Origin of the sequence: Erwinia pyrifoliae DSM 12163, from assembly GCF_000026985.1 — a bacterium.
Taxonomy (GTDB): Bacteria; Pseudomonadota; Gammaproteobacteria; order Enterobacterales; family Enterobacteriaceae; genus Erwinia; species Erwinia pyrifoliae.
Map to the genome: position 1 here is coordinate 2,569,781 of NC_017390.1, position 25,407 is coordinate 2,595,187.

General features: G+C 55.6%; 18 protein-coding genes. 5 read left to right on the plus strand and 13 right to left on the minus strand.

Annotated elements, in window-relative coordinates:
• Positions 1-129: 129 nt before the first annotated feature.
• The 3 genes from EPYR_RS11615 (at position 130) to EPYR_RS11630 (ending at position 4,926) form a co-directional block, all read left to right on the plus strand.
• Positions 130-1,818: an aspartate:alanine antiporter gene (locus EPYR_RS11615; RefSeq protein WP_012668595.1), complete on the plus strand. Its 1,689-nt coding sequence runs from the start codon at positions 130-132 to the stop codon at positions 1,816-1,818.
• Between the two features lie 227 nt (positions 1,819-2,045).
• Complete coding sequence (locus EPYR_RS11620; protein WP_012668596.1) at positions 2,046-2,822, plus strand: phosphatase PAP2 family protein; 777 nt, start codon at positions 2,046-2,048, stop codon at positions 2,820-2,822.
• 820 nt (positions 2,823-3,642) lie between these two features.
• Positions 3,643-4,926, plus strand: coding sequence for an HAAAP family serine/threonine permease (locus EPYR_RS11630; RefSeq protein WP_012668598.1), 1,284 nt, complete (start codon positions 3,643-3,645; stop codon positions 4,924-4,926).
• 88 nt (positions 4,927-5,014) lie between these two features.
• Here the strand turns inward: EPYR_RS11630 and EPYR_RS11635 are convergent, their stop codons facing one another.
• The 6 genes from EPYR_RS11635 to EPYR_RS11660 all read right to left on the minus strand — a co-directional run bounded on the left by EPYR_RS11635 (position 5,015) and on the right by EPYR_RS11660 (position 12,681).
• Positions 5,015-6,223 (minus strand): serine hydrolase, encoded by a 1,209-nt coding sequence (locus EPYR_RS11635; protein WP_012668599.1) that lies wholly within the window; start codon positions 6,221-6,223, stop codon positions 5,015-5,017.
• A 241-nt stretch (positions 6,224-6,464) separates the two neighbouring features.
• Positions 6,465-7,370, minus strand: coding sequence for a glutathione ABC transporter permease GsiD (gsiD, locus tag EPYR_RS11640; protein WP_012668600.1), 906 nt, complete (start codon positions 7,368-7,370; stop codon positions 6,465-6,467).
• Positions 7,371-7,379: 9 nt separating this feature from the next.
• A complete protein-coding gene (gene gsiC, locus EPYR_RS11645) occupies positions 7,380-8,300 on the minus strand; it encodes a glutathione ABC transporter permease GsiC (RefSeq protein ID WP_012668601.1) in 921 nt (306 codons plus the stop codon).
• 40 nt (positions 8,301-8,340) lie between these two features.
• The gene (gene gsiB / locus EPYR_RS11650) at positions 8,341-9,879 is read right to left on the minus strand and encodes a glutathione ABC transporter substrate-binding protein GsiB (RefSeq protein ID WP_012668602.1); all 1,539 of its coding nucleotides are present in this window, start codon (positions 9,877-9,879) and stop codon (positions 8,341-8,343) included.
• A gap of 28 nt (positions 9,880-9,907) precedes the next feature.
• Positions 9,908-11,755: a glutathione ABC transporter ATP-binding protein GsiA gene (gsiA, locus tag EPYR_RS11655; RefSeq protein WP_012668603.1), complete on the minus strand. Its 1,848-nt coding sequence runs from the start codon at positions 11,753-11,755 to the stop codon at positions 9,908-9,910.
• Positions 11,755-12,681: an isoaspartyl peptidase/L-asparaginase family protein gene (locus EPYR_RS11660; protein WP_012668604.1), complete on the minus strand. Its 927-nt coding sequence runs from the start codon at positions 12,679-12,681 to the stop codon at positions 11,755-11,757. Before EPYR_RS11660 ends, gsiA begins: the two co-directional genes overlap by 1 nt.
• Before the next feature lie 256 nt (positions 12,682-12,937).
• Here EPYR_RS11660 and moeA point away from each other — a divergent pair, with 256 nt between their 5' ends.
• Positions 12,938-14,173 carry a molybdopterin molybdotransferase MoeA gene (gene moeA, locus EPYR_RS11665; protein ID WP_012668605.1) on the plus strand — a complete coding sequence of 412 codons (1,236 nt, stop codon included), beginning with the start codon at positions 12,938-12,940 and terminating at the stop codon, positions 14,171-14,173.
• 1 nt (position 14,174) lies between these two features.
• Positions 14,175-14,945: a molybdopterin-synthase adenylyltransferase MoeB gene (gene moeB / locus EPYR_RS11670; RefSeq protein WP_012668606.1), complete on the plus strand. Its 771-nt coding sequence runs from the start codon at positions 14,175-14,177 to the stop codon at positions 14,943-14,945.
• Positions 14,946-15,091: 146 nt separating this feature from the next.
• Here moeB and EPYR_RS11675 read toward each other — a convergent pair whose 3' ends face one another.
• From EPYR_RS11675 to ompX, 7 genes are all read right to left on the minus strand, one after another.
• Positions 15,092-16,684, minus strand: a complete 1,593-nt coding sequence (locus tag EPYR_RS11675; protein ID WP_012668607.1) for an ABC-F family ATPase — start codon at positions 16,682-16,684, stop codon at positions 15,092-15,094.
• Positions 16,685-16,823: 139 nt separating this feature from the next.
• Positions 16,824-18,314, minus strand: a complete 1,491-nt coding sequence (locus EPYR_RS11680) for a sugar porter family MFS transporter (protein ID WP_012668608.1) — start codon at positions 18,312-18,314, stop codon at positions 16,824-16,826.
• 712 nt (positions 18,315-19,026) lie between these two features.
• Positions 19,027-20,574: an efflux transporter outer membrane subunit gene (locus EPYR_RS11685; protein WP_012668609.1), complete on the minus strand. Its 1,548-nt coding sequence runs from the start codon at positions 20,572-20,574 to the stop codon at positions 19,027-19,029.
• A gap of 1 nt (position 20,575) precedes the next feature.
• Positions 20,576-22,144 (minus strand): DHA2 family efflux MFS transporter permease subunit, encoded by a 1,569-nt coding sequence (locus tag EPYR_RS11690; protein ID WP_012668610.1) that lies wholly within the window; start codon positions 22,142-22,144, stop codon positions 20,576-20,578.
• On the minus strand, positions 22,141-23,283 hold the full coding sequence (locus tag EPYR_RS11695; protein ID WP_012668611.1) for an HlyD family secretion protein: 1,143 nt from the start codon (positions 23,281-23,283) through the stop codon (positions 22,141-22,143). The genes EPYR_RS11690 and EPYR_RS11695 overlap by 4 nt, the downstream gene beginning before the upstream one ends.
• Before the next feature lie 290 nt (positions 23,284-23,573).
• Entirely contained in the window at positions 23,574-24,026 is a 453-nt protein-coding gene (mntR, locus tag EPYR_RS11700) for a manganese-binding transcriptional regulator MntR (RefSeq protein ID WP_012668612.1), read from the minus strand.
• Positions 24,027-24,575: 549 nt separating this feature from the next.
• Positions 24,576-25,085: an outer membrane protein OmpX gene (gene ompX, locus EPYR_RS11705; RefSeq protein ID WP_012668614.1), complete on the minus strand. Its 510-nt coding sequence runs from the start codon at positions 25,083-25,085 to the stop codon at positions 24,576-24,578.
• Positions 25,086-25,407 lie beyond the last annotated feature (322 nt).

The window sequence follows — 25,407 nt, forward strand, 5'->3', positions numbered from 1 at the left end:
ATTAAAATAGTGCGCGTTTGAAGTGATTCTTCCGATTACGCTGCTGACATTCCCCCCTGGGCAGCATCACCGGGCAAAATTAACCGATTAACCCTGCCATCACAGGTTAATGATAAAAAGAAGTGAAGCGTGAATATAAACGTTGCAGATTTGTTAAGTCGCAATTACATCCTGTTGTTATTCGTCGTACTGGCGCTGGGGTTATGCTTAGGCAAACTTCGGTTAGGTTCCGTCCAACTCGGTAACTCTATTGGCGTTCTGGTCGTCTCGTTACTGCTTGGTCAACAGCACTTTTCCATTAATACTGACGCCCTCAACCTGGGCTTTATGTTATTTATCTTTTGCGTGGGCGTTGAAGCCGGGCCGAACTTCTTTTCTATTTTCTTCCGCGATGGCAAAAACTACCTGATGCTGGCGATCGTCATGGTCAGCAGCGCAATGGTGCTGGCTCTTGGGCTGGGTAAGCTGTTCGGCTGGGATATTGGTCTGACTGCCGGGATGCTGGCCGGGTCGATGACGTCCACCCCGGTACTGGTGGGCGCTGGCGATACCCTGCGCCAGACGCTGACCGACGGCAAAAGCCTGAGCCTGGCTCAGGATCATCTCAGCCTGGGCTACGCACTTACCTACCTGATTGGCCTGGTCAGTTTGATTTTTGGCGCACGTTACCTGCCGAAATTACAGCATCAGGATTTGCCGACCAGCGCACAGCAGATCGCCCGCGAGCGCGGGCTGGATCCAGACAGTAAACGTAAAGTCTACCTGCCAGTGATCCGCGCCTATCGCGTAGGCCCGGAACTGGTGGCCTGGAGCGATGGGAAAAATCTGCGTGAGCTGGGCATCTATCGCCAGACCGGTTGTTACATCGAACGTATTCGCCGTAACGGTATTCTGGCTAATCCGGATGGCGATGCCGTGTTACAGCCCGGCGATGAAATCTCGCTGGTCGGCTACCCCGACGCCCATGCGCGCCTCGATCCCAGCTTCCGCAATGGAAAAGAGGTCTTTGATCGCGACCTGCTGGATATGCGCATTGTCAATGAAGAGATTGTGGTAAAAAACAACAATGCGGTTAACCGACGCCTGAGTCATCTTAAGCTGACCGATCACGGCTGTTTCCTTAACAGGGTGATCCGTAGCCAGATTGAAATGCCGATTGATGACAGCATCATTCTTAATAAGGGCGATGTGCTGCACATAAGCGGAGAAGCCAAACGCGTCAAATCCGTCGCGGACCGCATCGGCTTTATCTCCATTCACAGCCAGGTTACTGACCTGCTGGCATTCTGCGCCTTCTTTATTGTTGGCCTGATGATTGGCATGATCACCTTCCAGTTCAGCAACTTCAATTTTGGTATCGGCAATGCCGCTGGCCTGCTGTTCGCCGGAATTATGCTTGGCTTCCTGCGTGCCAACCATCCCACCTTTGGCTATATTCCACAGGGCGCCCTGACCATGGTGAAGGAGTTTGGACTCATGGTGTTTATGGCAGGGGTCGGTTTGAGCGCCGGTAGCGGCATCAACCAAGGGCTGGGCGAAACCGGTTTGCTGATGCTTGGCGCGGGGATAGTGGTGAGCCTGGTTCCGGTGATAATCTGTTTCCTGTTTGGTGCCTGGGTACTGAAAATGAACCGCGCTCTACTGTTTGGCGCAATCATGGGCGCCCGTACCTGCGCCCCGGCGATGGAAATTATCAGCGATACCGCGCGCAGTAATATTCCGGCACTCGGTTATGCCGGAACTTACGCAATTGCTAACGTGCTACTCACCCTGGCGGGTACGCTGATCGTCATCATATGGCCGATGCTGGGGGGCTAGAATAATTTCATCCTGCGCCGAACTTTTTTTTGGCGCTGAAGTCTTAATTATTGCCACTGCTTTTCTTTGAAATTCCCATATTGAGGAACCCGTTAATCGTCTGATTAACGGTTTTTTTCATTTCTGGCCAGCATCGGCATGCCCCTGGTTTCAGCCACTGACTCTTAATGTTTCCTTAAGCGCTACCCGGCAAAATCCCACCCTGTTTATCAACCAGAAGAAACAGCATGAAACTGTCAATCATTGTTAACAGAAGCCAAACGGCGCACGACATTCAGCGCTATCCCCTTTACCCGTTACCCTTCCGCTTTTATCTTAAGCAGTTCGTGCTACTGGTGCTGACCGCCCTGGTTTTTATCTGGCTGTCGCGCAGCGGGAACTGGGATATGGCGCTTAGCCGTCTGTGGTACGACCCGCTCACTCACCGCTTCCCGTTGAAGGATAACCGCTGGCTGGATGTGGTCAACCATCGCCTGCTCAAAGATATGCTGATAGGTTTCGGCATCCTGCTGCTGCTGGCCGGTTGCCTGCGCCGCCAGCCGCGCTGGGTGCTGGTAGCCCTGATGATGGGGATCGGCCCGCTGGTGGTCGGAATATTAAAGGCCTGCAGCGCGCACTCCTGTCCGTGGGACCTGCTGCAGTTCGGCGGCAAAGCCGTCTCTTATCCGCTGTTCGGCAGCGTGCCTGCTAACAGTGGGCCGGGTCGCTGCTTACCGGGCGGGCACGCATCCAGCGGTTTTAGCGCCATGGCGCTGTTTTTTCTGTTCTACCCGCGCCGCCCGTGCCTTGCCGTCATGTGCTGGTGGATGGCGGTAACCATCGGGCTGGTAATGGGTTTTGGTCAGGTGATGCGAGGCGCGCACTTTTTGTCGCATAATCTGTGGTCGGCATGGTGGGTATGGCTGACACAATGTGTCACTTTCGGGTGCGTTACGCATCTGCTTAAAAGACGAGGAATTGCCCCTGATAGAAGCCTTCAAACGGTCGCTGTTTCTCAGCATTAGCACCGGCGCAGAGTCCCCCGGCTGGCTTATCGGACTGGCCACTTTTTTGTCCGCGATGCTATCGCCATTGTGCCGCTGCTGATTGTCGGGCTGTGGCTATGGGGGCCGCGCCGCCAGTTAACCTCACAGCGCGTACTGGTGGGGCTGCTCTCCTGCCTGTTTGCGCAAATCTTCTGGCAGTTATGGGGTAAGCCGCTGCTGTCATCCCTGTATCGAGCGAAGTTTGCTTTTCCTGTCAGTAAAGGTAGGGTGCGCAACTCATATCACTATAAGAGCCTAAAATTTCAGGCCCTTGCCCCGACCCGAAATCAGGCTGCTCAGAATTTCATTGCTACGCAATAACATGATTATTTCCTCCCTCATCCGTCACGTTGCGCAAATTACCCTGGATTAATACGGCTTTATTTTACCGTTTGCGCAAATGATTAAAATGACGGCAACCAGTAAGTCCTGATTGATATAGAATCATTGATTTGAAAAAGCTTTTGCGAATTCCATCAAAGCCACCTGCTATTTTACACTTTGGCAAGCATCGCATAAAAATACATATTTAGCGTAAACATCTGGTAAAAAACAGGCAATTGGTTGAATTGGTCGCAAAAGTGACTTCATTTAGAAATTGATACTGAAAAGGTGGTGGAAATGTGATTCCGATCACCGGCAATTAATCATTCAGTACTTTCTTATCTATTCTGGGGTGGTAAAGTGTGCGCCATAAAATCACAGCAATTAATGATAGCCGTAAGTCAGAAAATTAATTCTGCTCTGACGGAAGGCGCAAGATTTAGTTAATTCATATCGCTTTAACACTGGAGAATTCATGGATACATCCCAAACGGCGGTGCTGGCCCCCGAAGCAACCCAGGATGCCAGCACATGGCGTAAAACCGATACCATGTGGATGCTGGGTCTGTACGGCACCGCCATTGGTGCCGGCGTGTTGTTCCTGCCGATTAATGCCGGCATCGGTGGCCTGATCCCGCTGGTGATTATGGCGCTACTGGCCTTCCCAATGACCTTTTTTGCTCACCGGGGGCTGTGCCGCTTCGTGCTTTCCGGACGTAAACCCGGCGAAGATATTACCGAAGTGGTTGAAGAGCATTTTGGCGTCGGTGCAGGTAAACTCATCACCCTGCTCTACTTCTTTGCTATCTACCCCATTCTGCTGGTGTACAGCGTTGCCATTACCAATACGGTTGAAAGCTTTATGACTCATCAGCTACAGATTCAGGCTCCGCCGCGTGCGCTGCTGTCACTGATTCTGATTATTGGCCTGATGACCATTGTGCGTTTCGGCAAAGAGATCATCGTCAAGACCATGAGCGTACTGGTTTATCCGTTTGTTCTGGTGCTGATGCTGCTGGCGCTGTATCTGATCCCCCACTGGAGTAGCGCGATTTTTGACAACGTCAGCCTGGAAGGCAGCGGCAAAGGTTTGATGATGACCCTGTGGCTGGCCATTCCGGTGATGGTGTTCTCTTTTAATCACTCGCCGATTATCTCCGCCTTTGCCGTGGCCAAGCGCGAAGAGTACGGCGACCAGGCGGAACCAAAGTGCTCTCGTATCCTGGCGCGCAGTCATATCATGATGGTTGCCACGGTGATGTTCTTCGTTTTCAGCTGCGTACTGAGCCTCACGCCGGAAAACCTGGCGGAAGCCAAATCACAGAACATTTCCATTCTGTCCTACCTGGCAAACCACTTTAATACGCCGCTGATGGCATGGCTGGCACCCATTATCGCTATGGTAGCCATTACCAAATCCTTCCTCGGCCACTATCTGGGCGCGCGTGAAGGCTTCAACGGTACGGTTAACAAGATGCTGCGCAGCCGGGGTAAAACCATTGCGGAGCAGAAGCTTAATCGCTTTACCGCAGTGTTTATGCTGGTAACCACATGGATTGTGGCAACGCTGGACCCGAGCATTCTGGGTTTGATTGAAAGTTTGGGCGGCCCGATTATCGCGGTGCTGCTGTTCCTGATGCCCATGTATGCCATCAACAAGGTTCCGGCTATGCGTCAGTACAGCGGTAAGCTGAGCAACGTATTTGTTGTGCTGGTCGGCCTGGTGGCGATTTCTGCGGTGGCCTGGAACCTGGCCTGATGCTGATGCCCGTCCGGTGAGGAGCCGGGCTTATCTCTTCATCACGAGACGGGGGCTTTGGCCCCGTCTCGTGGCTGGCGGCGGATCGTCATGAGAACCACTGGCCGAACCAGCTGTTCATCTTCATTACCACGAAATCCCAGATTCGGCTAAACAATCCCCCCTCGTTCACCGCCTCCAGCACCACCAGCGGGCGCTGCTCAACGGTCTGGCCATTCAGCTGAAAATCAAGGGTTCCTACCACCTGGTTTTTCGCCAGCGGAGCGGTCAGCTGCGGCTGACTTAGCGTGAAGCTGGCTTTCAGGTTCTTCATCTGCCCGTGAGGCAGCGTGATCGCGGCGTCTTGCGCAACGCCGAGATTGACCTTCTGACGATCGCCATACCAGACGCGCTGAGTAACAAAAGCCTTTCCTGCTTTAACCGGCGTCACGGTTTCGAAATTGCGCAATCCCCAGGTCAGCAGTTTCTCGCTTTCGCGAAAGCGGATCGCATCGGTTGCCGCCCCCAGCACCACGGAAATCATGCGCCGATCGCCATCGACCGCCGAAGCGACAAGGTTGTTGCCCGCTCCGGAGGTATGCCCGGTTTTGATACCGTCAACCTGCAGGCTGGTGCTCCACAAAAGGCGGTTTCGGTTGTACTGGCGAATGTTGTTGAAGGTAAATACTTTTTCTTTATGCAGCGCATACTCGTCCGGTACGTCGCGGATCAGCGCCTGGCCAATCAGCGCCATGTCCCGTGCGGTGCTGTACTGCCCGCTGGCATCAAGGCCGTGCACGGTTTTGAAATGGGTATTTTTCAGCCCCAGCGCCTGCACATAATTGTTCATCAGGCCGACAAATGCGTCCTGACTGCCGGCGACATAGTCAGCCAGGGCAATACTGGCATCATTTCCGGACTGGATAACAATGCCTTTGTTAAGTTCGGAAACCGCAATATGGTCACCGGGTTTGAGGAACATCAGGGAGGAACCTTTTAAGACCGGGTTACCGGTGGCCCAGGCATCTTTCCCTACGGTGACCAGATCATCCTTGCCAATCTTGCCCGCTTTTAGCGCCTGGCCGATAACATAGCTGGACATCATTTTCGTCAGGCTGGCCGGATCGAGACGCAAATCGGCGTTGGATTCCGCCAGCACTTTGCTGCTGCTGTAGTCCATCAGGATCCAGGCTTTGGCATCAATTTGCGGCGCGGCGGGCATCTGTTGCGCACGGGCGCAAGAGAGCGTTAGCAATAACAGTGAATAGGTAGTGACCAGTGTCATCACACCGGTAGAAAGGCGCGTTTTTTTCTTCATGGTGTAACCAGGTATCCCTCTGAAAGACCAAGATAATTGACGCAGTGTCAGGCGATTAAACGTACTACATTAAGGCGTTGCTGCCTAAAAAAAAACCGTAGGGTGGTGGAATTTGCTTATATTTACTCAACGCAGCGATTATTGGCCCCTTGCTCGTCACTACATCAGCGCCCGGGTCAGGCTATGGTAAAAGCGCCCTGAACCGTTGCCGGAGCGCTTTTAAGGGGGAAAAATCAGCTGTTCAAACCTTCAGTTTCGGATCCAGCGCGTCGCGCAAGCCGTCTCCCAACAGATTAAATGCCAGCACGGTAAAGAAAATCGCCAGGCTGGGGAAAATCGCCACATGCGGTGCCAGTACCATATCCGCCTGTGCTTCATTCAGCATTGCCCCCCACTCCGGGGTCGGGGGCTGAGCGCCCAGCCCCAGGAAGGAGAGGCTGGCCGCAGAAATGATTGAGGTGCCGATGCGCATGGTGAAATAAACGACGATTGACGACAGCGTACCGGGCAGGATATGGCGCACAATCAGGGTGAAATCAGAGGCGCCAATACTGCGCGCCGACTCGATCCAGGTCAGATGTTTCAGCACCAGAGTATTACCGCGCACCAGGCGGGCAAAGGCCGGAATACTGAAAATCGCCACCGCCAGAATGACGTTCGACATACCGCTGCCCATCACCGCCACCACCGCAATGGCCAGCAGAATGCCCGGAAAGGCAAACAGCACGTCACAGATACGCATGATCAGGCGGTCCCACCAGCCTTCATAATACCCGGCCAGCAGCCCGAGCGCGCTGCCAAACGCGGCACCGACCGCCACCGAAAAGAAACCGGCGACCAGCGACAGACGGCTGCCCAACAGCACGCGGCTGAAGATATCGCGCCCCAGCGCGTCGACGCCAAACCAGTGCAGCTGTGAAGGCCCCTCGTTTAACCGGTCGTAGTCAAAATAGTTTTCCGCGTCGAAAGGAGCCAGCCACGGGGCAAACAGGGCTATCAGGACAAGCAACAGCACGAACACCGCAGCCACCATCGCCATATGCTGACGGCGAAAACGCCGACAGAACTCGCGCCAGGGGGTGCGAACCCGATCGGGGTAAATGAACGGCTGCGAAGAGAGTAAGGCATTACGTCGCCAGTTAATCATCGTAGATCCTTACTGGTAGCGAATGGCTGGATTGATCGCCGCATACAGCATATCGACCAGCAGATTAATCAGAATAAATTCCAGTGAAAACAGCAGCACTTCGGCCTGAATCACCGGATAATCGCGCATCGCTACCGAGTCCACCAGCAACCGCCCCAGGCCAGGCCAGTTAAACACCACTTCGACGACGATAGAACCACCCAGCAGAAAACCAAATTGCAGGCCCATCATGGTGACGACCGGGATCATAGCATTACGCAGACCATGCTTCACCATCACCACCGCTTCAGGCACCCCCTTCGCCCGCGCGGTACGCATATAGTCTTCCTGTACAACCTCAACAAATGAGGCTCGGGTAAAGCGCGCCATCACCGCCGCTACCGCCGCACCCAGGGTAATGGAAGGCAGGATATAGTGTTGCCAGCTATCGGCTCCCACGGTTGGCAGCCAGCCAAGCTGTACGGAGAACACCTGCATCAGCAGAATGCCCAGGGCGAAAGCCGGGAACGAAATGCCCGATACCGCCAGCGTCATTCCTAAACGATCGGGCCAACGGTTGCGCCACACGGCGGAAACGACTCCAATGGCCATGCCGATCAGAACTGACCACAGCATGCTGGTCAGTGTAAGACCCAGCGTGGGCAAAAATCGTTGCGCGATTTCGGCAGAAACCGGCCGTTTCGACACCATTGAAACGCCAAAATCCCCCTGTAACGCACGGGTGATATAACGCCAGAACTGCTGCGGCAGCGGCAAATCCAGCCCTAACTGCTGGCGCACCATCGCCACCACTTCAGCATCGGCTTCGCGTCCGGCAATCAGTCGCGCCGGATCGCCCGGCAGCAGGTGCACAAACAGAAATACCAGCACGGCAACAATCAGCAGTGTGGGGATCAGGCCAAGCAGTCTTTTGAGAAAATAATTAAGCATGTTGTACCCTGCGCCTCCCTGGCGGGAGGCGCGTTAACCGTTACTTCAGATCTGCATCGTCAAAGTTGAACGACGTATCCGGCATCACGTAGAAACCGCTCAAATTGCGGGTGTTGGCTGAAATCAGCTTTTCTACCACCAGCGGCGCCCAGGGCTGGTCATGCCAGATACGATCCTGCGCATCTTTGTACAGCGCGGCTTTTTTCTCACCGTCGGTGGTATTCAGCGCATCGCTCAAGTCTTTATCGACCTGAGGATTGCTATAAAAGGCGGTATTGAAGATGGTCGGCGGCCAGGACTGGGTGGCAAACAGCGGCGTCAGCGCCCAGTTCGCTTCACCGGTTGAGGCAGACCAGCCGGTATAAAACATGCGCACGCCGCTCTCTTTCTGACCTTTATCTTCCACCTGAGCCGCTCGCTGACCGGCATCCATCGCCGTCACTTCTACCTTGATCCCCACCTGAGCCAGCTGCTGCTGGGTAAACTGCAGCACTTTCTGCGCCGTACTGTGATTGTGCGAAGACCATAGCGTGGTGGTAAAGCCGTTGGGATAGCCTGCTTCTTTCAGGAGTTGACGCGCTTTCGCCGGGTTGTATTCCGGGGTCGCATACTGCTGCGCGTACTGGATAGACGGCGGCACAATGCCGCTGGCCGGGGTGGCGTACCCGGCGAAAGCCACCTTCGCCAGCGCCTGACGGTTAATGGCGTAGCCGATCGCCGCGCGCACCTTCGGGTCATTGAACGGCTTCTGCGTGACATTAAAGCTGATATAGCGCTGCATAATCGACGGCGAAGCCACCAGGTTCAGCCTGCTGTTTTTCTCCAGCAGTTTGGCTTGCTCAAACGGGATCGGGAAGGCAAAGTTCGCCTCGCCGGTTTGCAGCATTGCGGAACGGGTATTGTTATCCACCACCGGACGCCAGGTAATGCTGTCCAGCTTCGGATAGCCCGGTTTCCAGTAACCGCTGAACTTCGCCACCTTGACGAAATCGGTCTGATTCCAGGTGACAAACTGATACGGACCGGTACCGACCGGATGGAAAGCGATATCCTTGCCGTACTTCTTCAGCGCGGCCGGGGAAATCATCGCTGCGGCCGGGCTGGCCAAGGTATTAATAAACGCCGAGAACGGCTGCCTGAGGGTGATTTTCACCGTGTTCGCATCGACCACTTCGGTACTGGCGATGGTTTTAAACAGGTTAAAGCGCTTAAGATGGTTATCCGGGTTGCTGGCGCGGTCGAGGTTGGCTTTTACCGCTGCGGCATCAAACGCCGTGCCGTCCTGGAACGTTATCCCCTTCTTCAGCCTGATAACGTAACCTAGCCCGTCCGGGCTGGCCTGATAGCTGTCCGCCAGCACGTTTTCCAGTTTCATTTCTTTATCAAAGCCGAACAGCCCCTGATAGAACGACTTGGCCACCGCCTGCGACAACGTATCGTTGGCATCGTAAGGATCGAGGGTAGTGAAGTTAGACGCCACCGCAATGGTGACATCCTTCGCCGCCAGGGCGGGAAGTGCAGCACAGCTGCCCAGCAGGCCGGCCGTTAACCATACAGTACGCGTACGCTTATTCATCATCTGGGTTATCCCTTATGTTATGCAGCCATCAGGCCCGGCTAATCGCGTGGCGCGCCACAAAATGCCCGACACCGACTTCTATCAACGGATCCACTGCCGGTTCGTCGCCCAGGGCGCGAATCGGACTGGGTATTTCATCAACTAACAGTGCTCGTTCACGTCGACGGTGAGCCGGATCGGCTACCGGCACCGACGCCATCAGCTTACGGGTATAGGGGTGTTGAGGATGCTCAAATACCGCCTGACGCGGCCCGATCTCCACGATCTGCCCAAGATACATCACCGCCACCCGGTGGCTGATACGCTCCACCACCGCCATATCGTGGGAGATAAACAAAAATGCGATGCCAAATTCGCGCTGTAAATCGAGCATCAGATTAATGATCTGCGCCTGAACCGAGACGTCCAGCGCCGATACGGCTTCATCGGCAATCACCACTTTTGGGTTAAGCGCCAGCGCGCGCGCAATGCAGATGCGCTGACGCTGGCCGCCGGAGAACTCATGCGGATAACGCCGCGCATGTTCCGCCAGCAACCCGACGCGCTCCAGCAGGCTTGCCACCCGCTGCTCCGCTTCTTGTCCCCGGGCAATACCATGAATCAGCAGCGGTTCCATGATTGAATAACCGACGGTCAGGCGGGGATCGAGCGAGGCATACGGGTCCTGAAAAATAAACTGGATATCACGGCGTACATGCGACAGCGCCGGGCCGGATAAACGGTCAATGCGCTGACCATTAAAGGTAATGCTGCCGCCCTGGCTCGCCACCAGTCGCAGCAAAGAGCGCCCGGTGGTGGACTTGCCGCAGCCGGATTCCCCGACCAGCGCCAGCGTTTCACCGGCGCGCAGATCGAAGCTGACCTTCTCTACGGCGTGCACCCGGCGCTTCACCCGGTTGAAAATACCGCTGCGTATGTCAAAACGGGTCACCAGGTCACGCACCTGAAGGATGGGGGCTTTCTGCCTGTCGACCGTATCCTGCGGCACTTCCGTCGCCGTGACGCCAGTATCGGTCAGTGGAAATTTCGCGGGCAGATCGCGCCCGGCCATTTCCCCGAGTTTAGGGACCGCCGCCAGCAGCGCACGCGTGTACGGCTGTTGGGGTCGGCTAAAAATTGCCTCCACGCTGCCGCTTTCCACCACGTCACCGCGATACATCACCTGTACCCGATCCGCCATCTCTGCCACCACGCCCATGTCGTGGGTAATGAAAATGACCCCCATCCGCATCTCTTTTTGCAGCACGCGGATCAGTTGCAAAATTTGCGCCTGAATGGTGACATCCAGCGCGGTGGTCGGCTCGTCAGCGATAAGCAACGCCGGACGGCAGGAGAGCGCCATAGCGATCATCACCCGCTGACGCATGCCGCCGGACAGCTGGTGTGGGTAGCGCGACAGCACATTTTTGGCTTCCGGAATGCGCACCAGATCGAGCATACGCCGCGCCTCGGCCAGCGCCCCGGCATGGTTTTTTCCCTGATGCAGGCGAATGGACTCGGCGATCTGCTCGCCAACCGAAAAGACCGGGTTAAGCGAGGTCATCGGTTCCTGGAAAATCATCGCCATATCAGCGCCACGTATCCTGCGCAGCTGCGACTGAGTCAAAGTGGCAAGGTCAACCGGCGGCTGCTGTCGGCGGTGGAACCATATGCTGCCGCTGTCGAGGGTGCCGCCTCCCTGCTCCACCAGCCGCATCAGCGCCAGGGATGTTACTGATTTGCCGGAGCCGGACTCGCCGACAATCGCCAGCGTTTCACCGGCATGTACGTCCAGCGACAGATTTTTCACCGCCTGAATGTGCTGACCTTCACGCGTAAAGCTGACGCTCAGATCGCGTACCGACAAGACCTTGTCCTGATGTGAAAACGCGCTCATCAGGGTTCCTCCTGATAAATAGCCACCACGGGCGCTTCGCCCTCCACGCCATAAGCGCGATACATCCCTTCGCTATTGAACGGCAGCGCCAGGTTGCCAGCAGCATCGACGGCAATCAGCCCACCGCTGCCACCCAGCGCGGGGATTTTCTGCATAATAACCTGATGCGCCGCCTGTTCCAGCGACAGCCCGCCATATTCCATCAATGTGGCCACATCATAAGCAGCCAGCAGGCGCATAAAGACTTCTCCGCTTCCGGTACAGGAGACGGCAACCCCGGCGCTGGCATAGCATCCCGCACCGGGTAGCGGCGAATCGCCAACGCGCCCGAACTGCTTATTGGTTATGCCGCCGGTCGAGGTGGCTGCGGCCAGATTGCCGGCACCATCGCACGCCACGGCTCCCACGGTGCCAAATTTACGATCGGGATCGATTGGGTCACCGTCATGATCCAACCGCATTTGCCCGGCTGCGATAGCGCTTTCCAGCTGGGCGCGGCGCTGAGGGGTAGAAAAAAAGTGATTTTCGACCATTTCAAGGCCCTGCGCCGCCGCAAACGATTCCGCGCCTTCACTGATAAACAGGACATGCGGGCTGTTTTCCAGCACCGGATTGCGTACGCGGGTCACCCCCGCCACAGCCCCGGCCGCGCGCGTTCTGCCATCCATTATGCAGGCATCAAGTTCATGATGCCCCTGATGGGTAAAAACCGCGCCGCGCCCGGCATTAAATAGCGGACATTCTTCCAGCTGGCGCACCGCCCCGGTAACCACATCCAGCGCGCTCTGCCCCGCTGCAAGGCTGGCCTGCGCGCCTGCAATAATCTGTGATAACGCCTGACGATAATGTTGCTCTTTGTTGGCATCCATGCTGGCACGCGCAATAGCACCGGCACCGCCATGAATTGCAATCGTCGCTTTGGCCATTATTCAATTTACCCTGTAACAAATCAGCATGAAAAACACTGGGTTAGAATATATTTCTCGTGAAAATAACCCTTTTGACTATAGGTAGGCGGTATAAAGTTGTAAAGCGGAATATTTACCCGTGAATTATAACTAATCGTTCTAAGATAAACCCTAACGACGTTTAAAGCCCGGCAGCACGGGTAAACGTGACCCTGCAGCGGATTCACGCCATAATAATGCCATCAGATTTAGTCCATCTTTTGGAGAACAACCAATGGAAGCTTTTAGTGCGGGATTGATCTCCCTTGACGATGCCCTGGCTACCCTGCTGGCACGCATCACCCCGCTTACTGACAGCGAAACCGTTAGCCTGACCCACGCGGCAGGCCGTATTACTGCCCACGCGGTGATTTCCCCGCTCAACGTGCCGCCGTTTGACAATTCGGCGATGGACGGTTACGCCCTGCGGCTGGCCGACCTCGCCCCGGGAGTGGCGCTGCCGGTAGCCGGCAATGCGTTTGCCGGTAGCCCGTATGACGGCGAATGGCCAGCGGGTAGCTGCATCCGCATTATGACCGGCGCGCCGTTGCCGGCGGGGTGCGAAGCGGTGGTGATGCAGGAACAGACCGCCGCAGTCGGTGACGCGGTGCGCATTACCGCTGAGGTTAGCGCCGGGCAACATATTCGCCGGGCGGGTGAAGATATCCCTCAAGGCGCTCAGGTGCTGGCAGCCGGGGTAAAGCTCGGCGCGGCTGAACTGCCGCTGCTGGCCTCGCTCGGTATTCCGCAAGTGACGGTGCTGCGCAAACTGCGCGTGGCGATTTTTTCCACCGGAGATGAATTGCAGCCGGTGGGCCAACCGCTGGCGGCGGGGCAAATCTACGATACCAACCGTTTCGCCGTGCGGCTGATGCTGGATAAGCTCGGCTGTGAAGTGATTGATCTTGGCATTATTCGCGACGACCCGGCCGCTCTGCGCGCCGCCTTTATTCAGGCCGATGCCAGCGCCGATGTGGTTGTTAGCAGCGGTGGCGTATCGGTTGGCGCGGCAGATTACACCAAACAGATGCTGGAGGAGTTAGGCGAAATCGGCTTCTGGAAGCTGGCGATTAAACCCGGTAAGCCGTTTGCCTTTGGCCGCCTGGCGCACAGCTGGTTCTGTGGCCTGCCCGGCAACCCGGTCTCGGCGGTGCTGACCTTTTACCAGCTGGTGCAACCGCTGCTGGCCAGGTTAACCGGGCAGCACGGCCCGGCGTTGCCGCCGCGTCAACGGGTTCGCTGCGCCAGCGACCTGAAAAAGACGCCGGGCCGCCTTGATTTCCAGCGCGGCATTCTCCAGCGCGAACCTGACGGCGATCTGCGGGTGAGAACCACCGGGCATCAAGGCTCCCACGTATTCAGTTCATTCCAGCTGGCCAACTGTTTTATCGTGCTGGAGCGCGAGCGCGGCAACGTGGCTGCGGGTGAATGGGTCGAGGTCGAACCCTTTAACGCGCTGCTGGAGGGCTGATATGCTGCCCGAACTGAGCGATGAGGAGATGCTGCGCTATAACCGTCAAATCGTCCTGCAAGGTTTTGACTTCGACGGCCAGGAGCGGCTAAAGGTCGCCCGTGTGCTGGTGGTGGGCCTGGGGGGGCTGGGCTGCGCCGCCAGCCAGTATCTCGCCGCCGCCGGCGTCGGGCAGTTGACGCTGCTTGATTTTGACCAGGTGGCGCTGTCAAACCTGCAACGGCAGATACTGCACGGCGAGGCACAGGTGGGAATGGCAAAAGTCGACTCGGCGCGGGCGCGCCTCGCCGCCATCAACTCACTGATCGCCATTGAACCCGTTAACGCCCGCCTTGATGATGACGGTATGGCACAGCTTATTGCCCGGCATCAGCTGGTCATTGACTGCTGCGACAACCTTGATACGCGTGAACAGCTCAACCGCCTGTGTTTTGCCAGCAAAATGCCGCTGGTGTCCGGTGCGGCAGTCCGCATGGAGGGGCAAATCAGCGTATTCAGCTGGGGCCGTGATGAACCCTGTTATCGCTGTATCAGCCGCCTGTTCGGTGCTGCAACTTTGAGCTGTGTGGAAGCCGGGGTGATGGCACCGCTGGTCGGGGTGATCGGTTCACTGCAGGCGATGGAGGCCATTCGCGCCCTTACCCACTACGGCAGCCCGATAGCCGGGAAATTGCTGCTGTACGATGCCATGACGCTGCAGTTCCGCACAATCAGGGTGGCGAAGGATGCGGGTTGTGAGGTGTGTGGGGATGGCGGAGAATCATCAGATTGAAAATAAGATGATGCAGAACTTCAGAGGGATGCACAATCGAAGAGGATAGCTGACTGGGAATTTGACAGCCGCTGCGCCATGTTGATGCAGCGGCTTATTTTGCACAGACTGACTGCTCTGGTCAATCTCACAACTGCCTTCAGAGATTAAACGATACCCTGACTGCGCAGATAGTCTTCATAGTTACCGGTGAAATCGTTCATTTTGCCCGGCGTCATCTCAATGACGCGGGTTGCCAGTGAACTGACAAATTCACGGTCGTGGGAAACGAAAATCAGCGTGCCTTCGTACATCTCCAGCGCCATATTCAGCGCTTCGATGGATTCCATATCAAGGTGGTTGGTCGGTTCATCCATGATTAATACGTTCGGTTTCTGCATCATCAGCTTGCCGAACAGCATACGGCCCTTCTCACCACCGGACAGCACCTTAGCCGGCTTTTTGATGTCGTCCTGGGTAAACAGCAGACGTCCGAGAATGCCGCGCACCGCCTGCTCGTCATCCCCTTCTTGCTTCCACTGGCTCATCCAGTCGAACACGCTCAGGTCTTCACTAAAGTCGTGAGCATGATCCTGAGCGTAGTAGCCAATACGCGCATTTTCAGACCATTTGACCGTTCCGCTATCCGGTAACAGATCGCCCACCAGAGTTTTCAGCAAGGTGGTTTTACCGATACCGTTCGGGCCGAGGATCGCCAGCTTCTCGCCCACTTCCAGCAGCATATTCAGTTTGCTGAACAGCGGGCCATTATCGAAGCCTTTGGTAACGGCTTCCAGCTCAAGGGCGTTACGGAACAGTTTCTTATCCTGTTCGAAACGAATAAACGGGTTCTGGCGGCTGGATGCTTTTACTTCATCCAGTTTAATCTTATCGATCTGCTTAGCGCGTGAGGTCGCCTGACGGGATTTCGATGCGTTGGCGCTGAAACGGCTGACGAAGGATTGCAGTTCGTTGATCTGCGCCTTTTTCTTGGCGTTATCCGACAGCAGACGTTCGCGTGCCTGGGTGGCCGCCGTCATATATTCGTCGTAGTTACCGGAGTAGACGCGCAGCTCGCCGTAGTCGAGATCGGCCATGTGCGTGCAAACCATATTCAGAAAGTGACGGTCATGCGAAATAATGATCATCGTGCTGTTGCGCTCGTTCAGCACCTGCTCCAGCCAGCGAATGGTATCGATGTCCAGGTTGTTGGTCGGTTCATCCAGCAACAAAATGTCCGGGTTAGAGAACAGCGCCTGCGCCAGCAGCACACGCAGTTTCCAGCCGGGAGCAACTTCGCTCATTGGGCCGTAATGCTGCTCCAGCGGAATGCCCACGCCCAGCAGCAGTTCACCGGCGCGCGCTTCAGCGGTGTAACCGTCCATTTCGCCATAGGCCACTTCAAGATCGGCCACTTTGTAACCGTCCTCTTCGCTCATTTCCGGCAAGGCATAAATGCGGTCACGCTCTTCCTTAACGGCCCACAGCTCGCCATGGCCCATGATCACGGTGTCCAACACGGAAAACTGCTCGAAGGCGAACTGATCCTGGCGCAGCTTACCGATTCGCTCGTTAGGATCGAGGGCAACATTACCCGCAGAAGGCACCAGGTCGCCGCCGAGAATTTTCATAAAGGTGGACTTGCCGCTGCCGTTGGCACCGATCAGACCATAACGGTTGCCGCCGCCGAATTTGACAGAGATATTTTCGAACAGCGGCTTACTGCCAAACTGCATGGTGACATTGCTGGAAACTAGCACAGGATAGCCTTTCGTTTGCGAGGTGAATGGGTAAATCAGCGCGCATTATGCCAAAAAAATAACGCGCGGCATACAGCACTCTGGCAGACGAAAAGGCCGGGTGTGTTCCGTGCAGCCGGGGAATTCCCGGCTGACATGCTTAATGGCTGGCCGCCTGGCTTTTTGCCGCTGCCAGCGACGGGCGGCTATCGTTATCATTACTTAGCCGGTCATGAAGATAGTGTTCGATTTGCTCCAGGCTGCGGTTACGCGTTTCCGGCACGCATTTCACCACGAAAATACCGGAGAAAATGCCAATCAGCGCAAAGCTTAAGAAGGTACCGGACAATCCCGCGCTGGCTAACAGTATCGGGAATGCCAGCGAGATCAGGAAGTTGGCAATCCACATGGCGAAAATCGCACTGCCCATAAACACGCCGCGCAGCCGCGTTGGAAATATCTCCGACAGCAACAGCCAGGTAGCCGGTGACAGGAAAGCCTGCTGGAAGCTGAGGAACATCAACATGCCCAACAGCACCAGGTAGCCGCGCAGCATATCCACCTGCCCGTGCACGGTTTCCGGCATAAAGAAACTGACCGCAGCAATAAACAGCAGGCTAAAGGTACAGCCAAACTGTCCGATGAGCGTCATGGTGCGTCGCCCGATTTTGCCCAATAACCCGATGCCCACGCACGCCATCAGCACCGATACCGCGCCGTTAGCAATGGTGGCAAACAGCGCCGCGTTGGTGCTCATACCCACAGCCTTTAGCATGGTCGGCGCGTAGTACATGATGGTGTTAACGCCGGAGGTTTGCTGGATAGTGGCGATACCGACGCCAATCAGAAACAGCTTCAGCAGCCACGGCTTTGCCAGATCGCGCAGACCCGTCTTTCCCCGATCCTCTTCTTCCGCCAGCGTCTCCTCAATTTCTTCCATTTCCCAGTCAACATCTTGCGGGGCGCGGGTTCGCCCCAGCACACGCCGGGCCTCCGCCAGCCTGCCCTGCATGGCATACCAGCGTGGGGTATCGGGCATAAACATCATGCCGAACCACAACAGTACCGCCGGGACGGTGGCTAAAGCCAGCATCCAGCGCCAGGTTTCGCTGCCGCCCCAGACCGCGTTAAACCCGGCATTAGACATATAGGCCAGCAGCTGACCGCTGACGATCATCAGTTCCTGGACAGTCACCAGCTGGCCGCGTTGGTTGGCCGGTGCAATTTCGGCAATATAGACCGGCACCGTGGCTGAAGCCCCACCGACGGCGACGCCGAGGATCAGACGGAAGAAAATCATCCACCCGACGTTTGGTGCCAGAGCCGTACCGGCGGCTCCGATAACAAAAATCAGCGCCAGGATAATAATGATTTTCTTGCGTCCGGCCGCATTGGCAAAGACCCCCGAGAGTAGCGCGCCGAAAGCGGCACCAAACAGCAGTGAACTGGTTACCAGACCGGTGGTGAAAGGGGTCAGATGGAGTTCATCGCCCATAAACAGCAGTGCGCCAGAGATCACGCCCGTATCGTAGCCGAACAGTAAGCCGCCAAGCGTAGCCACTGCCGCAATCACTTTGACAAAGGGTTCCGTTTTGCTGTTGCTGTTGGGGCCGGACGCGCGGTTAAGGGTGATATATTGTTCTTTTGTCATGGGCTACTTTGACCTCTCATCAACCTGGTGAATAAGGGTACGAACCAGAAACGTATTCGTTGGCATTGATCATTGTCACATGCCATTTTCAATTTAAACCATTTAATTCATTTTTTGTTAACAATGAAATTAAATTTCTGTGTATCAGATCTCACTTTCACCCGAATACAGCGATCCGCAGAAATCCACGGCGAGAAAGTAGGGATTCCGGGTTTAATCTGAAGGATAAAGTTCGTTTTATAGCGACAGAAGTTTCATTGGCTTAATGAAGAGAAAATAAATTCCAAAATTCTACCGGGTATTGTGAAAAGAGAGACGTGAGACTGGTAATACACCGGGTACGGCCGGGAGGTCAGAAACCTGAGTCAATGCTGGCTGCAACGGCAACAAACAACGCCACTGAAATTGTTGATTCAGCTAAAAACCTCAGGGATCTCAGTAACGAACTATCCATAACGGCGTAAGAGCAGAAGAGCGGGATTTCGCCTGTCGGTATCGCCCACAACGAGCTTGAGCAACTGACTCAACCAAATGACAACCGGTCCGGCAATCCTCCTCCTGTCACTCGTCAGAAGATCGGCTTTACATCTGATAAACCGTTAAATTATCCAGTCCGCAGCAGGCACGCTAAGCCTTTTGCCCTCAAGCCAACGGGCTGCCAGGCTCCGCACGGCCTGATTAAAGGCCATGCGTTGGGGTTATACGGGCTTCCTCAGGGATTTTCAGCCGCGCCAAACACCGGGTAATCCGGCAAATTAACTTTCTGCCAGCTTTCCCAGCCACCGCCGAGTGCCTTATACAGCGCTACCAGGTCGAGACGGCTTTGTACCCGTGCCTGCTCCGCCTGCTGCTGTACCTGCGCCAGCTGCCGCTGTGCATCAAGTGGTTCAATAAATGATGACAGCCCCTGACGATAACCGTCACTGGCAAGGTTAAAGGCGTTTTGCAACGCCTGTACGCTCTCATCCAGCCCGGTGACTTGCTGCCGATCGCTGCGGTAGCTCACCAGCGCATTCTCCACGTCCTGTAATGCCGTCAGTACCGTCTGGCGATATTGCAGCGCAGCGCTGGCCTGCTGCGCCCGCGCCAGTTTTACGTTGGAAACCAGTCTACCGCCCTGGAAAATCGGCAGGGTCACCGACGGCCCAAAGCTATAAAAATGACTGCTCCAGTTATCCAGATAGCTGGCGTCACTGTTACGCATGCCAAACTGCCCGCTAAGCGACAGGCTTGGGAACAGCTGCGCCACCGAAACGCCAATACTGGCCGTGGCGGCATGCAGACTGGCTTCGGCGGCGCGAACATCAGGGCGGCGGCGCGCCAGTTCGGAGGGCACGCCAACCGATACCGCTGGCGGTAGAACCGGCAGCGCTTTACGCGCCGTCAGTTCAGCGTCCAGCGCCCCTGGCACCTGGCCGGTTAATACCGCCAATCCATTCATCGCCTGGTGGATCTGCGCCTGATACTGCGGCAGCTGAGCACGCAGCGAGCTGAGCTGTGCGCGTGCATTTTCTACATTGGTCTGCGGTGCCAGCCCATTACGTTGCTGGCTTTGCGTCAGATCCAGCGTCTGCTGCGCCACGTCAATTTGCGTTTCTATCGTCTGGGTAATGGCCTGTGCGCCGCGCAGCTGCAGATAAGCGCGTGCAACCTCGGCTTCCAGCGACACCAGCGCATCATTGCGCTCTTCTGCCGACTGCTGCTGCCGGGCATCCGCCATCTCGACCTGGCGGCGCACCTTGCCCCACAGATCCAGTTCCCATGAAGCATCGAAACTGCCCTGATACAGACCAATAGGTTTCTCCAGGCTGTCCAGCGCCGGGCGCACGCTGTCGGCGTTGTCGACTCCATTGAGCCGATCGTCGATCCCTTGCGACTCCAGCTCACCTTTGACTCCCAGTTGCTGGCGCGTAAAACGCGCATTGCTGCTCACCGAGGGTGCCCAGGCACCGCGCGCCTGATTTAACTGCTGACGCGCCCCGGCGATGCGCAGCACCGCCTGTTGCAGGGACAAATTGCCCTGCACCGCCCGCTCAATCAGGCTATCTAACTGCGGGTCGTTAAACGCTTTCCACCAGTCTGCCCGGGTGGCTGACGCCAGAGGCTTTGCTCCCTGTTGCGCCTGCATACTGTTAAAAACTTCCGGCATGGCGGGCCTGGGTGGCTGATAGTCCGGCCCCAGCACGCAGCCGCTAAGCGACAGCGCCGCCGCTATCAGCACGCCGTTTCCCGAGCGGCGAAAATAACAAGGAACGTTCATGTCAATGTGCTCCCGCACTGCCCTCGCTCTTGATCGGAGCCAGCAGTAAACAAAATGGAATAAGGATCAGGGCAACAATGCTGAGACCCATAAAAACGTCAATATAGGCAAGGAAACGCGCCTGTACGATCATCTGTTTATACAGCTGCCCGGTGGCAACGGTCAGCGGATCGCCAGCGGTATGTACAAAGTCTCTGACGCCCTGCGTCCAACGCTCCAGCGTCAAATTAAAGGGTTCGTTGAGCGGGGTCATGCTGTCTGCCAGCTGCGCGCTGCGCGCCTGTGAGCGCTCGGTGATCATCGCGGTGGATAGCGAAATACCGATCGATCCGGCCACATTGCGGAACATGGTAAACAGCGCCGAAGCATCGGCATTCAGCCGCTGCGGGATCGTGACAAAGGCAATGGTGGTCAGCGGTACAAACAGGAAGCCTAAACCGATGGTCTGGAAGCTACGCATCAATACCAGAGTGGTGAAATCAATATTCGGCGTCAGGGTTGAGGAGTAGATAAACGACACGCCAAGCAGCATAAAACCGAAGGCAATCAGCAGGCGCGTTTGCACCAGCGGCATCAGCTTCAATACCAGCGGAATAGAGAGCACAATCAGCACCGCTCCCGGCGACAGCACCAGGCCGGACAAGGTGGCGGTGTAACCGAGATCCTGCTGTGCCAGCTGCGGGATGACCACCGAACTGCCGTAGAGAATGGCCGCCATGCCGGCCATCAGCAGGCAGGCCACCGCAAAGTTACGGTCCTTCAGCACATGCAGATCCACCACCGGCCTTTTGGCATACATCAGCCAATAGATAGCCCCGACAATGCCGGTCAGCGCCAGCAGGGCAAAAGTAACAATAAAGCCGGACTGGAACCAGTCGGCATCTTCACCGCGATCCATCATGACCTGCAGGCAGCCAAGACCCAGGGTGATCAGGCCGATGCCAATATAGTCGATGCTGAGCTTTCCCTTCGCCCATTTGCGCTCCCACGGCGGATCTTCCAGCAGCTGATAGATAGCCAGCACGCTGAGGATCCCCACCGGGATATTGATGAAGAACACCCAGCGCCAGCTGTAGTTATCGGTTATCCAACCGCCCAGCGTCGGGCCAAGCACGGGGGCGACGATCACCGCAATAGATGACAGGCCAAATGCCTTACCGCGATCGGCGGGTTTAAAGTAGTCCAGCAGCACCGATTGCTGTACCGGCTGTAACCCCCCGCCGAAGAAACCTTGCAACACTCGGAACAGAATTATCTGCCATAGCTCCGTGGCAATACCACACAGGAAGGAACAGACGGTAAACATGACGATGCAAATCAGAAAGAACTGTTTGCGACCCAGCAGACGACTAAGAAAGGCGGAGATGGGCAAAACGATGCCGTTAGCCACCAGATAAGAGGTCAGTACCCAGGTGGATTCGTCGTAGCTGGCTGAAAGCGATCCCGCAACGTGCGGCAGAGCCACGTTGACAATTGTGGTGTCGAGGATCTCCATAAACACCGCCAGCGTCACCGTCATCGCCACCAGCCAGGGGTTACTGGCAGGCTTCCAGCTCTGGCCCGGACTCATTCCAGCGTCACCTTCGGTTCAACCGACAGGCCAATCGGCAGCGGATGGTTGGCATCCAACCCGCTATCAATGACAATCTTCACCGGAACACGCTGGACAATTTTCACATAGTTTCCGGTGGCATTTTCAGACGGGAAGGCCGAGAAACGTGAACCGCTGCCCATCTGCACGCTGTCGACATGCCCTTTCAGCTTCAGATCGGGCCAGGCATCGACGCTGATATCGACCTTATTACCCGGCTTCATGCGCGCCAGCTGGGATTCTTTAAAGTTCGCTACAATCCACATATCCGGTGATACCAGAGAAAACAGCGAAGAACCCGCCTGCACCAGCGTGCCCACCTGCACATTGCGTTTGGTGATAAAGCCATCGTAAGGCGCGCGCACCTCGGTGTAGGACAGGTTAAGGCTGGCGGTATTGAGCTGCGCCTGCCCCTGATCGACCTGGCTCTGACGCGCTTCGACGCTGGTTTCCTGCTGACGGATCTGTAAAGCGACCTGCGAGGCTACGGCAACCTGAGCCTGCGCATTTTTCAGCTCCGCTTTAGCACTGCGTAACTGGGCGCTGGCAGCATCGATATTACGTTGCGAAGTTGCACGCGGGTCAACGCCGCGCTGACGTTTATCATCTTCCCGCGCGTTGAGATAGTTGGCTTCAGCACGCGCCAGCTGCGCCAACGCCTGCTCTTTCTGCGCCGGATACTGTACCCGTGCCAGAGCCAGCTGCGCCTGAGCCTGATGTAACTGTGCCACGGCAACCCCAAGCTCCGCCTGCGCCCGATCGCGCTGCGCGCTGGCATCACGCACATCAATCACCACCAGCAGATCCCCTTTCTTCACCCGCTGGTTATCTTTGACTTTCAACTGGGTGATATACCCCGACGCTTTGGGTGCGATGGTCACCGCATCCGCTTCGGTAAAAGCATCGTCGGTGGTTTCAATATTGCGGTTCATCAACCAGAAAACCAGCGCAACCGATAGCATCACAACAGCTACAATTGCCAGGATAATCAGCGGCTTTTTACCGGGTCGTGGACGATTTTTATCATCTTCCTGACCGTCGTCGGCCGGTTGTGATTCATGTTGCGGCAAGGATTCATCATCAGGTGAGGAGGAGGTTTGCTTAGCCATAGTATCCATCAATGCGGGCGTCGCCAAAGCGGAGACGCAATTATTCAGCCTGATATAAACATAGGAGCAGAATTGACAAATGCCAGGAGTTCCTGACAAAAAAAGGATTTATCAGCGGCAACACAAGGTTAATAAGCACTTAAAGCCCCTGCCAGGCGGCAAAGACCGGGCCGATAGGGGAAGAAAGTCGCAGTGAATAGCAGTGAATAGCAGTGAATAGCAGTGAAAACAGGCAACACGCATCAGGAGAGATTGACCTGGCGCATAGAGCCATGCTGCTGGCACAGCTAAAGTAACGGTTATTGCTGACTTTCGCTAAATTTGCGGAAAATGGTCAAGGTTTCATCGCTGACATGGTGCTCAATGCCCTCTGCGTCGCGGCGGGCGGTATCCGGACTGATACCGAGCGCCAAAAGGAACGTTTCCACAATGTGATGGCGCTCACGACTTTCGTTGGCCAGCTTCTCCCCTTCCGGGGTCAGGAATACGCCGCGATAGGGCACCTGCTCGACCAGACCGCCGGTGGCCAGACGTTTCAGCATTTTAGCCACCGTTGGCTGCGAAACGCCAAGACGAGCGGCCATATCCACCTGCCGCGCTTCGCCAAACTCGCGAATAAGGTCAGAAATCAGCTCAACATAGTCATCGATTAATTCACGACGGTGCGCTTCACGTACCTGGCGGAAGCCTTCGACATGCTCTTCGATATCTTTCAGTGGCGCGGGCACTGCAACTTTTGCGCGACGACTCATTCAGCTTCCTCTATTTATCAACCAATACATTTCACCAGCGCATCGGTCTGTTGGTGGCACATTGTAAACGAACCGCCGGGAAGCACAAAATTTTGCATGTTAGCTCTGGCTATATGATATAGCCTGTGCTATATCTGTTGATAATTCGTTCATAACCTGACTGACCGGAGGGCCATACAGATGAAACTCCCACTGCTGTTAACATTATTTTGCCGCTCGCCGTTTACACTGCGCCTGATGCTGCTGGAAATGCTGGTTAAACCTAAGCCAGCCGCCCGGGCTTCTTAACCCCTCTTTTGACTCGCCGCGACGGTTTATCCTTTGTCAGCGCGGATGAATTTTTTCCCCGGTAAGCAACGATCTCGCCTGTTTGAAACCGGGAAACCCCACGGTAAACCTGGCTCCTTTTTTTTCGTTTACTCATAGCATCAGGCAGCCAGCTGCCGCAGAAGGCCTGCACCCCCATCCCAGATCCAAAGCAAAAAAAATCCGCCCATAAGGGCGGATTTCTTCAACGTCAGTCCGGTAAGCGGACTTGCGGTTAGCAGCTTAGAAGCTGTAACCTACGCCAGCAGTCCAGGTGCCAACGTCAACGCTACGGATGCGGCTCTGCTCGTAACCCACATCCAGAGCAACGTGCTCCATTGGGTTGAACTGCAAGCCGGCACCGTAAGAGAAGCCAGCATCGCTTGAAGATGACTGGAAGCGATCTTCTCCAGTTGCCTGGAATTTACCGAAGCCGACGCCAACCACACCGTAGATGCTTGCCCAGTCGTTCAGACGGTAAGCAGGACCACCAGTGATGCCATAGTACTGGCCTTTGATGTAGTCACCATTTTCAGTGCGATCTTTTTCTGTATAGGTGAAAGAACCGATCCAACCCAGCGGATCGCTGCCGTTTTCATAACGGTACTTCAGGTTGAAGCCGTTAGCTTTGTTAGCAACGCCCTGGTAATCGCTCTGAGCGTAACCGCCGGTAACGGTGCTCTGCGCCATTGCTGAACCGGCAGATACTGCCAGTACGCAAGCTAATGCTGAAAGACATGCAATTTTTTTCATAACCACCTCAAATGTGAAAGTACTTCTCTCCTGACAACGTTGAAAATATAACAAAAAATGGCCGGAAACTCTGCCCCGATTTCGCTGTCTAATGAAATGTTTGGTGTAACAGAAAGTTAATGAAACGGCTTATGTCATTCTTTTTTCTTATCTTTCCTTTAAGAATAATCGCAATTCAGAAGGCAAAAAAAACCCGTATTAAGATAATTCTTAATTCAAACTGACAGATTTTTACTCAACCGACCCCACTTTCAACTTCACTCAGACTTTTTCACCCACATGCTCCGTTTACCGACAGCATCAAGTACACTAAGCAACAAAT

Excerpts from the sequence above, each read along its gene's own strand:
- EPYR_RS11620 (WP_012668596.1), top strand. The coding sequence starts at position 2,046 with ATGAAACTGTCAATCATTGTTAACAGAAGCCAAACGGCGCACGACATT.
- EPYR_RS11630 (WP_012668598.1), top strand. The coding sequence starts at position 3,643 with ATGGATACATCCCAAACGGCGGTGCTGGCCCCCGAAGCAACCCAGGAT.
- EPYR_RS11635 (WP_012668599.1), bottom strand. The coding sequence starts at position 6,223 with ATGAAGAAAAAAACGCGCCTTTCTACCGGTGTGATGACACTGGTCACT.
- gsiD (WP_012668600.1), bottom strand. The coding sequence starts at position 7,370 with ATGATTAACTGGCGACGTAATGCCTTACTCTCTTCGCAGCCGTTCATT.
- gsiC (WP_012668601.1), bottom strand. The coding sequence starts at position 8,300 with ATGCTTAATTATTTTCTCAAAAGACTGCTTGGCCTGATCCCCACACTG.
- gsiB (WP_012668602.1), bottom strand. The coding sequence starts at position 9,879 with ATGATGAATAAGCGTACGCGTACTGTATGGTTAACGGCCGGCCTGCTG.
- gsiA (WP_012668603.1), bottom strand. The coding sequence starts at position 11,755 with ATGAGCGCGTTTTCACATCAGGACAAGGTCTTGTCGGTACGCGATCTG.
- EPYR_RS11660 (WP_012668604.1), bottom strand. The coding sequence starts at position 12,681 with ATGGCCAAAGCGACGATTGCAATTCATGGCGGTGCCGGTGCTATTGCG.
- moeA (WP_012668605.1), top strand. The coding sequence starts at position 12,938 with ATGGAAGCTTTTAGTGCGGGATTGATCTCCCTTGACGATGCCCTGGCT.
- moeB (WP_012668606.1), top strand. The coding sequence starts at position 14,175 with ATGCTGCCCGAACTGAGCGATGAGGAGATGCTGCGCTATAACCGTCAA.
- EPYR_RS11680 (WP_012668608.1), bottom strand. The coding sequence starts at position 18,314 with ATGACAAAAGAACAATATATCACCCTTAACCGCGCGTCCGGCCCCAAC.
- EPYR_RS11685 (WP_012668609.1), bottom strand. The coding sequence starts at position 20,574 with ATGAACGTTCCTTGTTATTTTCGCCGCTCGGGAAACGGCGTGCTGATA.
- EPYR_RS11690 (WP_012668610.1), bottom strand. The coding sequence starts at position 22,144 with ATGAGTCCGGGCCAGAGCTGGAAGCCTGCCAGTAACCCCTGGCTGGTG.
- EPYR_RS11695 (WP_012668611.1), bottom strand. The coding sequence starts at position 23,283 with ATGGATACTATGGCTAAGCAAACCTCCTCCTCACCTGATGATGAATCC.
- mntR (WP_012668612.1), bottom strand. The coding sequence starts at position 24,026 with ATGAGTCGTCGCGCAAAAGTTGCAGTGCCCGCGCCACTGAAAGATATC.
- ompX (WP_012668614.1), bottom strand. The coding sequence starts at position 25,085 with ATGAAAAAAATTGCATGTCTTTCAGCATTAGCTTGCGTACTGGCAGTA.